This window comes from Hymenobacter sp. AT01-02 (genome assembly GCF_000961955.2).
Classification (GTDB): domain Bacteria; phylum Bacteroidota; class Bacteroidia; order Cytophagales; family Hymenobacteraceae; genus Hymenobacter; species Hymenobacter mucosus.
Map to the genome: position 1 here is coordinate 23,760 of NZ_JZIR02000012.1, position 11,718 is coordinate 35,477.

Sequence of the window (11,718 nt, forward strand, 5' to 3'; positions counted from 1 at the left end):
AAAAATAAGAAAACTGACTGGATGCGCGACGGCAGCAACCGAAGCTGAACACTAAGGCCAGAGTTTTATCAAAAATTGCAACGTACTCTTGCTGTTGCACTTCGCTAATACTTGCTAGTTACTATTAGGCTAATTCTTACCTAAATCAGGACTCAACCGCAACTAAACCCCTGTTTTTACGCTATGATGCCTTGAAAACCACGAGGAACGTGGCTGTAGTGGTCAGTGAAGTGGTCTTTGTAGGTGTTGTTTCCCATTCTTCTTTTCCCATGAAAAAAATTGCAGCTCTCACGGTAGTTCTAGCTTCGGCCGCTTCATTGGCTCACGCCCAGGACGCCGGAGGTTTCCGGATCGGCGTTAAAGTTGGCGGTACATATTCCAATATCTCCGGCGACAACGTAAGCCAGATTACCGGTCCGAACTACAGCACCGACTTAGGCGACTACAAACTAGGTTACAACGGTGGTATCTCCTTGACCATCCCTCTGAGCAGCGACGGCTTCTTCTCTTTCTCACCCGAACTTCTTTACAACCGGAAGGGCTACGAAATTCAGTCGAAGCAGACAGGCAACCTAGGTACTGAAAACGGTAAGACCGTTGAAAGCCGCGAAATAGAACAGAAACGCGTGCTGCACTACCTAGATGTGCCGCTGCTTGCCAAGATTAACGCGGGCGGTCTGTTTTTCGAACTAGGCCCACAAGTAAGCTATTTGTTTGGCTCGAAGAACAAGCAGCAAACGACCACCAAATACACAGACGGCACCAAGAATAAGGCTGACAACGACGGGGGCTTCCTGGACTACAGCGGCATCAAGCGTGGCGAGTCGTCTAAGTCTGACTTAGCACAGTTCGACATCAGCGGCGTGGCTGGCATAGGTACATGACCGACGGCGGTGTTAGCCTGGGCCTGCGCTACGCTCGTGGCTTCAACTCCCTCATTGACACGAAAGACCAAGACAACGAGCCGAAGGCATTCAACAACGCCTTCACTCTCCAGCTTGGCTACCTCATCCCTACTCGCTAGGCGATTAGAACAATCAAGCAAAGCTGCCCTGGCGACGGGGCAGCTTTTTTGTTTACGGAACATATTCTTTTTTCGAGCCGCCTCGTTTAAGCTACTACTGACGTGCTTACTTAGCTTGTTAGCGGTTCATTTTCAAACATTTGCTTTTTTATCATCATGAAAAAAACCGTATGCGCGCTAGCTTTTGCGCTGGCTGCTGTTGCCGTAACTTCCACTGCCCGAGCGCAGGGAGTCCGTTTAGGAATTAAGGGGGGAGCCAACTTGTCCAACCTGTCGGGCGACCTTACCAACGATGATGGGTACGACAACAAAGTGGGGTTTCATGGCGGCCTGATGCTCAACGTGGGCTTGCTTGATGATGGATTCCTATCCTTGCAGCCAGAAGTGTTGTTTTCGCAGAAAGGCTTCGATTATAATGACAGCTACGCCTTTGGCGTATACAAGAACACCGGTAGCGTTACTTACAACTACATTGATGTGCCGGTGCTCCTGAAGCTAAAGGCCGGTGGCTTGTTCTTCGAGGCAGGCCCGCAGTACAGCTACTTGCTGAAGGTGAAAGATGAGTCGACTCAGACACTTAACGGCAACGTTATTGCCCGAGGATCGGGAGAAGCCGACCTCGACAATGTGAACCGCAACGAGATTGGGTATGCTGCCGGTCTGGGCTTTCAGTCAGATATAGGAGTGTTGCTGGGTCTGCGCTACAATGGCTCGTTCACGGACTTTGCCAAGAACAATAGCTACCGCAATGGTGAGCTGTCAAACGCTCGCAACTCGGTGTTTCAGCTTTCCTTGGGCTACCTTATTCCCAGTAAGTAGCATTGTGCATTCACAGTGGCAAAAGCCCCATTCAGCTACCTGGGTGGGGCTTTTGCGTGGTAGCAACGGGTACTTGGCACACTTTTAGTCTAGTCTAAACACGTGCACATTTTCTCACCTTCACCACTCTAGTTGCACCATGAAAAAGAAACTGCTAACTGCCGCTGTCCTGCTTACTGTAGCCGCAGCCTCCTCTGCCCAAGCCCAAGGCGTACGTCTGGGCCTGCGTGCCGGCGCCAACTATTCCAACCTAGCTGGTAACGTACGCAACGAAAACACTTACAATAACAAGCTAGGCTTGCTAGGAGGCGTGATGCTGAACGCCGATGTCACCGGCGACGGATTCTTTTCTATTCAGCCCGAAGTTCTGTACTCACAGAAGGGCTTCGAGAACAAGCCAACAGAGTATACCAACCTGATTGGAGCTAAGCAGAAGCGCGAAGGCAAAGTAAACTACAACTACCTCGACGTACCCGTTTTGCTGAAAGTGAATGCGGGCGGCTTTATTGTAGAAGCAGGCCCGCAGTATAGCTACCTGCTCAGCGCTAACAACGAAACCAGAACGACTACTTATCCGGCCCTTGGTGGCTCGCCTCGCACTTCTGAAACGCAGAATAAAAAGGATTTGGATGGCCTAAACCGTAGCGAGCTTGGATATGTGGCGGGCATCGGCTACCAGGCCGATAATGGTGTGAGCCTGAACCTGCGCTACACCGGTGCCTTCAGCGACTTTGTGAAAGGTGATAACGGCACCTATTTCGATGGTGACTTGCAAAACGCTCGTCATTCAGCAGTTCAGCTTTCCTTGGGCTACCTCATCCCTAGCAAGTAGCTTGCAGCTAGCTTCCTAACCAACTACCCGATCTTCTACTGCGGAGGTCGGGTAGTTGTGTGTTATGCGGGTTGGGAACTACGCATTGGCTTATACTAAGCAGTGCGGCAGTACCGTTTGATAGAAGTATAGCGCTATATATTTCTTATCCTTATGCGTATCGTCTATTGCTTTTTGCTTGCATTCCTTTTGCTAGGCACCTCTATTGTTCAAGCTCAAAGCGTGTTGACAGGTCTTAAAGGCGGAGTTGCCATTGCCAATGCCATTGGGCGCGATGCTACTGGCAGTACCCTTCGGTTTGGCGGCCAGGGTGGGTTAGCTCTTCGGGTGAGGCCTTATAAGCACCTGGGCATACAAGTTGAAGCCCTCTACGCCCAGCGCGGCGACAACAGTACTAGCTACGGTCCTTCATTAGGCCATCAGCTAAATTACCTCACCATCCCAGTAGTAGCCCAGTACCGCTTCGGTGATATTTTCTTTGAGGGCGGAGGGCAGTATGGTCGTCTTCTGTCGGCCAAGCCGGTGCAGGAGCAGCGTACTGCCATCGGCCGTGCGGCCTTCAACCCTTAAGACATGGGCTTTCTGGTAGGGTTTGGCTACCAAGATACTACGGGCCTGATGGTAGGATGGCGCTACATAGGTGGCCTAAGCAACGTGTATCGTCGCGTAGACTTGGCGGGTAGTAGCCAGGTACAACTCCGTAACAGCGCCATGGAGTTCTACCTATGTTATGTGGTAGAGCCCATCAAAATAGTAAGGGGCAGCGGCCACTTTGCTGTAGGAACAGCCAAGCTAGTGTTTGTGAAGACGCCGGTTCTACTCTTTAAAGGAGTTAGGTTTTTACTTTACACAGGGCCCTCTAAGCTGGTTCGCGCCATCCGAGGCAAAGACCGCCCAGCCCCCACAGCTCCAGAAGCGCCCTCTACTACCCCAGTCCTACCCGCTTCTCCTACCCCAGCAACTAGAAGAGGCATCCGCTGCAGCGGATGCCTCTTCTAGTTTGCTGGGGTAGTGGCCCAGACTTACTGCTGTACTGCTGCCGCGTAGTTGCGGTAGAAATGCGGAATCGTCTCAATACCCTTTAGAAAGTTGAACACACCGTAGTGCTCATTGGGCGAATGGATGGCATCGGAGTCCAAGCCGAAGCCTAGCAGCACCGTATCCAGCCCTAGTTCAGTTTTGAACATAGCGACGATTGGAATAGAGCCTCCCCCACGGGTAGGAATAGGCCGCTTGCCAAAAGTAGTTTCCATTGCATCGGCGGCGGCTTTATAGGCTACTGAGTCGGTAGGCGTTACTACCGGCTCTCCGCATGGTGAGGCTTTACTACTACCGTTACGCCAGCAGGCGCAATGCTCTCGAAGTGCTTCTGGAAGATTTCCGTGATTTCATCGGAGGTCTGGTGGGGCACCAGGCGCATAGAAATCTTGGCGTAGGCCTTGGAAGCAATAACGGTTTTAGCACCCTCGCCGGTGTACCCACCCCAAATGCCGTTCACATCCAGCGTGGGCCGGATGCCGATGCGCTCCACTGTGGTGTAGCCTTCTTCCCCGTACGTAGCGGGTAGGCCGATGCTTTGCTTAAACTCTTCGTCAGAATGCGGTACGCGGTTCAACTCGGCCCGCTCCTCCTCACTCAGCACGGCTACCTTGTCGTAAAAGGCCGGGATGGTGATGTGGTTGTTCTCGTCGTGCAGGGAGGCAATCATCTTGCACAGCACATTGATAGGATTTGCCACGGCACCGCCGTAGAGGCCGGAGTGCAGGTCGCGGTTTGGGCCGGTTACTTCTACTTCGTGGTAGCTCAGGCCGCGCAACCCTACCTCAATGCTGGGCTGGTCGTTGGCTAGCATACCCGTGTCAGAAATCAGAATAACATCGGCCTTGAGCTTCTCCTTGTTGTTGCGCACGAAGATGTTTAGGTTATTGGAGCCGATTTCCTCCTCCCCTTCAATCATGATTTTGACGTTGCAAGGCACACCGCCTTCCTGGTTCATCACCTCCAGGGCTTTCACGTGCATGTACACCTGACCTTTATCGTCGCAGGCGCCACGGGCGTAGATTTTGCCGTCTTTAATAACAGGCTCGAAAGGCCCGGAGGTCCATAGCTCGTACGGGTCGGCAGGCTGCACGTCGTAGTGGCCGTACACCAGCACCGTAGGCAGGCTGGGGTCGATAATTTTCTCGCCGTATACAATGGGATTACCAGCCGTGGGGCACAGCTCCACGTTCTGCAGGCCCACTTCTTCAAAACGGGTTTTCAGGTACTCGGCGGCGCGCAGTACGTCGCCATGAAACTTGGGGTCGGCGGATACGGAAGGGATGCGGAGCCAGTCAATCAGCTCACTCAGGAAACGCTCTTGGTTCTGCTCGAGGTAGGAAGCCATGCGGCGGTGGGGTTGGTTGGAATTGCTAGGAGGGCAAAGGTAGGAAAGGAGCTTTGGTAGATAGCTCACTCCTTCGGAAGGTATTCATGTACAATTTCCCATGCTTTGTCTAAGCTTATGCCTTCGCGTTGAGCTACAGCTAATGGGTGGTCAGTAGGCTCTAGTTCAATAATTGGCCGCTGTCCGTTGCCTTGGAAGTGCGCCTTGGTTTTAAGGTTGAGCGTGGGCGCACAAACCTTTATTTCTGTACATAGCCACCCGAAAAACGGGCCTATTTCATCTATATCTGGATTTTCCAGATAACAGTTAAAATGTTTCTCTGATTGACTAACCCAAACCCCAAAGCCAAGGGTTTCTTCTTGCCCTATTATGGGTATCTCCAACACTCCACGGATAAAGAACTCTTCCTTATTGATGACACAAGTGTCATTCTTCAGAGAGACCAGACTCTCTCGCTTGTCTTCTGGGATAGTGTACATCGGCCAAGGTGCAGAATACCCAATATCTGGTAACCCTTCGTGTATTTGGCCGCAGCAAGCGCATTTGTAACTCATATATCTACTTCTTATCCCACGGCATGGGCACGCGGCTTTCAGTGCCGGCGCGCAGGCGGCCAATGTTAGCCCGGTGGGTGTAAACAAGCAGAGCGGCCAGCACAAAGCCAAACCAGAGCAACAACGAGTTATCGGGGCGGAACTGGGGTAGCAGTTGGAGTAGGGCAAACACGATTCCGGCCGTCATGGAGGACAGAGACACGTAGCGCGAAATCAGCAGCACCGTGATAAATACCAGAATGCACACGCCCACCGTAGCGGGGGCAATGGCCAGCATCATGCCCAACACGGTGGCTACCCCCTTGCCACCCCGGAACCCGGCCCAGATGGGGTAAATGTGCCCCACCACGGCCAGCACGCCGCAGGCCAATTGGTAATACAGTAGCTGATCGGGTAGAATAGCCCCTTGGTTGAGCATGACCTGAGCTAGGGAAGTAGCGGCCCACCCTTTGAGCACATCCACAGCCATTACGAAGGAACCGGGCTTCTTGCCCAGCACCCGGAAGGTGTTGGTGGCCCCGGAGTTGCCCGACCCATGCTCCCGGATATCGAGCCCGAAAAACGCCCGGCCTACCCATAAAGCCGTTGGGATGGAACCAATAAGGTAGGCTGCCAGCAGCAACCCTAAAATGAGGGGAAAATTCATGGACGGGTGGGAGTAGGTGTCGAGCTATAGGACAAAGATACGCGGCAATAGTAGAGGGGTTGGGGCAGAGTATTCTCGGCAGAGTATTGTTTGCTTTGGCCTCCCTACAAACAAAACCGCCCTGCTAGCAAGCCAGCAGGGCGGTTTTGTTTATTCGTCGCCGAAGGGGTCGTTGGGGTCTTTTTTCTTCTCCTTCACTTTCTTTTCCTTCTTCTCTTTCTTCGGCTCATCCGCTGGCGCCGTGGCATCGTCTGCTGGGGCTACATCGGCCTTCTTGTTTTTCTTTTTGCCAGTGTCCTCCATGGGAGCATCGGCCGGGTCAGCATCAGCTGCGGGTTCATCCTTTTTCTTCTTTTTCTTACCCGTTTCCTCAACTGGCGCGGCATCAGCGTTAGCATCGTCAGCTACGACGTCCTCTTTGTTTTTCTTCTTTTTCTTCTTGTCGCCTCCTTCCATAAAGTCGAAGTTGCCGGTGCTCTGTGGCTGGGCCACGTTCACTTTGCGCTTACCTGTTTCTTTAAGGAAGTCTTTGCGGAAGTGGTTGAGGAAAGTTTGCACCTCTTGGTCATCTCCGAGATAGAAGCCGTACTCCGTAGCCGTGTTGTAGTCGCCTTTCGCTTTCAGACCAATGATTTCATCGAAGGAACCATGTTGGGCTTTGGCCAGCATCACGTTGTTCTGGTACTTGAGGTAGTACCACGTCTGGGGCTCGGCCTCCAAGTATAGCTCTACCGCGTCGCCGGTGCTTTCCCGCTTGATTTCAATGTAGCCGTCAATCATGGCATTGATATCTTTCTTACCAATGCTTACTAGGCCAATCTTTCCAACTGAGTACCAGGCCTTGAACTTCTCGTTCCAGCGCAGCTTCACCTCGCTAAGCACCAGTGTATGCAGAAACTTAGGCGACACCTTTTGTAGGGGCGTATAGTTCCCTTTGCGGTTGCTGTATTCCAGGGTAGCCTTGTTGCCAATGAACTCCGCCATCTTATACAGCTGCGCCTGTGAGCCAACCAGCGCCTCAGGCAAGCCCTTGGCATTAGTAGCCATATCGTTGCCCATAGCTTCCACCGCTTTTTCAGGCAGGTTAATATCGAAGGTCAGGAACGCGTCTAGGTCGTAGATGGCGCTGTCGGGTTTGGCATAGCCTAGGCCGGCGCCGGCCAGCGTGTAGTCTTTGTTGGAGTTGATTAGGTTGAGCTTACCCCGGAAATTCAAAGCTCCAGTTGAGTCGTTCAGGGTCATTACGGCGCCTTCGTACACATCTGGGTCGGTAGCCTCGTGGCGGCTGATGGCGTACTGCCGTTTCTTCTGGTCGTACGTCAGTGTGCCATCTACTTCAAAGATGTTCAGGTCGGTGACGCCGGGCTTGGGGGCTACAAACAGCGGGTACACCTTCGTCGTATTATCGGCCAAGAACAAGCCTGTGAGCATGGGGGTACCATCCTCCGCCTTGGGCTCACCTAGCTTGATGCGAATGCCTTTCGGGTCAATACTATCCTGCACCGCAAACCAGTCCGACGAGGCTGGGTTTTTCACAAAATCCAGCTTGGCTTGTCCATCGAAAATAAAGCCTCGCTTCTGCGAGTTCATCTTCACGCCACCACGGTAAGCAATGCGCGGAGCCAGCCGGAACTTGTCGGTGGCGAGTAAGGTAGCAACGGCCGTCGTAGGCGGCGACGCTGGTAGCTCATCCCCCGTTGTGTTGCGCTTGAGCAGGCCACGGCTTGCTTTGCCGGCTTTGCCGCTCATAGCTAGCATAGCCGTAGAATCGACGGCGAAGTTGGCGAACTTGATGGCGAAGGAATCAGCAGAAGCGTTTTTATAGCTGTACAGGGCATTGCCGGTAAAAGCATTGCGCGACTGAATTTTGATTTCGCCTTTGTACAAGCTGTGGTACTTGTGCAGGGTATCCATCACCACTTCGGCATTTTGGAAGGCCCGCATTTCCGCGTTGGGCAGGATGTACACTTTGTTGGAGTCGGGCGAAATCCAGGCGTCGGCGGCGGCAATGCGGGGCACTCCACCCGCTACCAGGCGGTAGCGACTCAGGTCGTACTGGCCCGTAGCGGCTTGGAACTTCAAGCCATGCTGCTCGGGCTTGGTGCTGTAGAAGAAGGAACGTGAGGAGTCGGCGCCGGGCGCTACGCGCAACTGCACCAGCTTCTTTTTGTAGTCCCACTTACCACCCGAGAGGGTAGTTCGGTACTGAGAGTACGGCAGATCAATACTAGACTTGTTATCGCCTTCCTCCCGGGCAAATTCCGTGTTACCCGCTTTTAGGTCCGAGGTAAACGATACGTTGTTGGCCGTCAGAGCAGGCTTGTTCACCTCCGCAGACTTAATGCTAAGGGTGGAATTTTTGCCGATGTAGCGCGTAGGCTTAAACAGCAGCGCCGTAGAACGAATAAACGACTGCGGACCATCTACCCGGCCGTTTCCGTAGAGGCCGCCTGGTGTGTAGGCCAGTGTACCTCTGAAACCGTAGGTGTTGTCGTACAGCTTTAAGTTCTGGGCCTGGCTACCGTCGGCACTGCTCAAATACATAGAGTCTTGCTTCACGGCCCACTTCATTTGGTAACCGGGCAGCAGGCTTACTTTCGCGTATTCCGTCCCGTTCAGCGGACCGGGCAGAATGGTACCCGACTTACCAACCGTTACCACAGAGTCTCGGTAGAAAATAAACTGGTCGCTGGTGAAGTCGCCGGTCAGGTACTTCACGTTGCCAATGCCTTGCAAGCCACGGTTGCTCATGGTCACCTTGTTAAATAGGCGCCCTTTGCCACCGTAAAGCGGGAATCCTTCTTTCGGCACGTTGTAATTAAAACCCAAAGAGCCATCTTCCTGTAGGGTGAGCTTAGTTTGGAAGTTAGGCATGATGCCACCGCTCACAAACGTTCCCTTAAATCCTACCGCTGCCCGGTTCTTGTTATTTAACGAGTCGAGCTTAAACGGCGGAATGTCGAAATACATGGTGGTGTCGTAAGCGCCACCTAGCACTTCTGGCTTGTCGAAGAATACATACGCCCCGGTGCTGGCATCGAAGGAAGGGTAGGCTCCCAGCTTTTTACGCCCCGATTTATTGTTGGGAGCATTGATGTAGAGACGACCAGCCGAGGTTTTCTTTTTGTTGGTAAGCGTAAAGTCGGTGTCCTTGCGCGCTTTCATTACCGAACCCCGCGAGCCTTTACCCTTTACAATGATGGAGTCAATCTTTACCAGATCAATGTAAAAGCCATCGTAGTCGAACTTAAACTCTTTTCCTTTGAAGATAAAGGCCGAGGCGACTACCGTACCATTGAACAGCACTCCCCGGTTTTTTTGGATGCGAATGACGCTGGAATCGGGCTTCACAAACACGGTCACCGAGTCGTCAGAGAAGTTGAAACGGTCAACACCGCGCACCAATAAGTCATTGGTTTGCAGGTTGAGGGTAGCATTCTTACCCGAAGGCGACAAGCTCTTGATGGCAATGTGGTCGTAGTCCTTCTTACCCCGTGAAGAGTTTACGTAGTGCGTAGCCTTGGGAAACAGCACTACCTGATCGGTTTGGGGATACCACTGTATGTAGCCGTCACGGGCCAAGCCCGCCATAGCTGAACGCAAGTTATCCGGCTTCAGACTCAAGGCCGTGGCCATGTCCTGAATGGTAAACAACCGTACGTTGCCGTGGCTCTGGCTGTAGCTACTACCATCTGCAAGGGGTGAATCTTGTTGATGGCCTTGATCTGCTGGTAGCGGGTGTTGGTGTAAAACTCCTTCGATTCGAAGTTGGCGGTAACTTGGTTTTTAGCCGTCAGGATAGAGAAGTCGATGTAGGGGGTCCGCACGGGCCAGGTCAGCAACTCCGCCGCCACCTCCATTTGGTGGTAGGAGTCGTAATAAGGCGTCGATTTGTACAGGCCTTCCTCTCGGGTTAGCTGCAATACTTGCTGCTTCTTGGTGTACTTCAGCTTTACGCCGGGGTGGGTAAGCGAGTCTTGCTTGTCCTGGTAGATGGTAACGCCAGCATGCTGGGCCGTGATAATTGTGTCGCCGAGAACGTACGCGCGGGAAGAGGCCTTAAACTTAGGCTTGCCGTCCACTTCCACAATAATGCGCGACAACGCCCCATCAAGCGACGCTGAGAGTGCACGGTTGCCGGATAAAGAGAAACCACCATAGTAGCGAATGTTGTCGCCGATGTTCTTAACCCGGGCGTTGTTAGTGGCAGAAATAAAGCGCGGGTAACCCGTATCCGTTGTAGCTGTTTTTTTCTTGATGCTGCGGTAGGCAAACCACCCTTTCACGGGTGATTCCAGCACGGCCGGGTACGTGAGCGTCACAGGGTTAGCCACAAATTCGGCCCGGCTGATGTCAAAGTCGTACGCCGCCAAGTCTGCCGTCACGGGATTGTTGTTTACCTGCCAGGCGTATTGCCCGCCGTAGCCGACAAAGCGGCTGCGAGTGGGAATTACTGCTCCACTAGTTTTACGGATGTAGATAGAGTCGCTCCCCGACGCCATAAACAGGTCGGCGTCTTTAATGATGAGTACTGGCCCGCGCGTAGAGGGTGCCAGGTAGGTATCATATGAAGGAGTGGCGGCAGCGTCCCAGCCAGAATCGGTGGCTTTGGTAGTTTTCTGATCGTCGCCCCACAAATCTTCATCGCCCCAGGCGTCGGCCTTCTTCTTGGGGGTTGCTTTGGTATTGAGCGGCTTGGTAGTGACGGCCGCTGTTACTGGGGCTGCCGGAGGAGCCGGGGGCGCCATAGAAGGCATGTCGGTTTCGTTGTAGGCGTAGCTGAATGTGCCCCCTACTACCCGCAACGTGTTGTAACGGGATTTGTACAGAAACTTCGTATCCAGAAACTGCGCGGAACCGGCCAGAAACTTCTCGCGTCGGTGGGCTGCTCCTTCTCCAACGTTTTGCCTACCACATTCAAGAACTCCGTCATCTGCTGATCGGAGAAGTTCTGTACTTGCGCGCCCGCGGCAATGGCCGTGTAGAAATGCTCGAAGTGAGGCCGGGGCCGGAACTTCCGCGTGAGCATGTACTGGCTCAGTGCAATAATGTAGCGCTGGTGCGTAGCCGTGAGTTTATTAGTGGCCCACAGTTGCTGCAAACGCGTGCCGGCGGCCTTAGAGGTAGTGTTGTTGGTGGTAGCCATCATTGACTGCACATCCACCATGAATTGTTGCGGCTCACTGCTCAGCTTGCCCGCAAACTTGGGCAATGCTGGTGCTGCCGGAGCCGCCCCGGCCGCTTGTTTAGAAGGTGGCTGGGTCTTTGGCTGCTGCGCCCAAGCCGAAGAGCTTAGGCTTACTAGCAGCGCACAAACCCATCCAAAAACGGTACGCTTCATATCAAATTCGTCAAAGCCTTATTAATCGCCTACAATTTCGACAAAACCCTGCACTTTTTAGGCCACTTCGCCTCTCCCCTAACCACAATCATAAGGGGCCCTACTTTTGTACCATT

General features: G+C 53.1%; 11 protein-coding genes and 1 pseudogene. 6 read left to right on the top strand and 6 right to left on the bottom strand.

The genetic code is table 11. The features are described 5' to 3' along the window. Positions 1-269: 269 nt before the first annotated feature. From VI25_RS04540 to VI25_RS04560, 6 genes are all read left to right on the top strand, one after another. Complete coding sequence (locus tag VI25_RS04540; protein ID WP_045689385.1) at positions 270-884, top strand: porin family protein; 615 nt, start codon at positions 270-272, stop codon at positions 882-884. Continuing rightward, the gene (locus tag VI25_RS25010; protein WP_161806871.1) at positions 881-1,024 is read left to right on the top strand and encodes a hypothetical protein; all 144 of its coding nucleotides are present in this window, start codon (positions 881-883) and stop codon (positions 1,022-1,024) included. Before VI25_RS04540 ends, VI25_RS25010 begins: the two co-directional genes overlap by 4 nt. A 156-nt stretch (positions 1,025-1,180) precedes the next feature. After that, positions 1,181-1,843, top strand: coding sequence for a porin family protein (locus tag VI25_RS04545; RefSeq protein WP_045689386.1), 663 nt, complete (start codon positions 1,181-1,183; stop codon positions 1,841-1,843). Between the two features lie 139 nt (positions 1,844-1,982). Then, the gene (locus VI25_RS04550) at positions 1,983-2,675 is read left to right on the top strand and encodes a porin family protein (RefSeq protein WP_045689387.1); all 693 of its coding nucleotides are present in this window, start codon (positions 1,983-1,985) and stop codon (positions 2,673-2,675) included. 222 nt (positions 2,676-2,897) lie between these two features. Further along, a complete protein-coding gene (locus VI25_RS04555) occupies positions 2,898-3,245 on the top strand; it encodes an outer membrane beta-barrel protein (protein ID WP_236704885.1) in 348 nt (115 codons plus the stop codon). Between the two features lie 3 nt (positions 3,246-3,248). Beyond that, positions 3,249-3,674 carry a hypothetical protein gene (locus tag VI25_RS04560; RefSeq protein ID WP_055562309.1) on the top strand — a complete coding sequence of 142 codons (426 nt, stop codon included), beginning with the start codon at positions 3,249-3,251 and terminating at the stop codon, positions 3,672-3,674. 23 nt (positions 3,675-3,697) lie between these two features. Here VI25_RS04560 and VI25_RS04565 read toward each other — a convergent pair. The 6 genes and pseudogenes from VI25_RS04565 to VI25_RS04590 all read right to left on the bottom strand — a co-directional run bounded on the left by VI25_RS04565 (position 3,698) and on the right by VI25_RS04590 (position 11,602). Next, a pseudogene (locus tag VI25_RS04565) lies at positions 3,698-5,061 on the bottom strand (dipeptidase). A gap of 65 nt (positions 5,062-5,126) precedes the next feature. Further along, entirely contained in the window at positions 5,127-5,615 is a 489-nt protein-coding gene (locus VI25_RS04570; RefSeq protein ID WP_045689673.1) for a DUF2199 domain-containing protein, read from the bottom strand. A gap of 4 nt (positions 5,616-5,619) precedes the next feature. Further along, the gene (plsY, locus tag VI25_RS04575) at positions 5,620-6,261 is read right to left on the bottom strand and encodes a glycerol-3-phosphate 1-O-acyltransferase PlsY (protein ID WP_045689672.1); all 642 of its coding nucleotides are present in this window, start codon (positions 6,259-6,261) and stop codon (positions 5,620-5,622) included. A gap of 150 nt (positions 6,262-6,411) precedes the next feature. Beyond that, positions 6,412-9,897, bottom strand: coding sequence for a hypothetical protein (locus VI25_RS04580; protein WP_045689671.1), 3,486 nt, complete (start codon positions 9,895-9,897; stop codon positions 6,412-6,414). Next, positions 9,882-11,066, bottom strand: a complete 1,185-nt coding sequence (locus VI25_RS04585; RefSeq protein WP_045689670.1) for a hypothetical protein — start codon at positions 11,064-11,066, stop codon at positions 9,882-9,884. The genes VI25_RS04580 and VI25_RS04585 overlap by 16 nt, the downstream gene beginning before the upstream one ends. Continuing rightward, complete coding sequence (locus VI25_RS04590; protein WP_045689669.1) at positions 11,057-11,602, bottom strand: hypothetical protein; 546 nt, start codon at positions 11,600-11,602, stop codon at positions 11,057-11,059. Before VI25_RS04590 ends, VI25_RS04585 begins: the two co-directional genes overlap by 10 nt. Positions 11,603-11,718 lie beyond the last annotated feature (116 nt).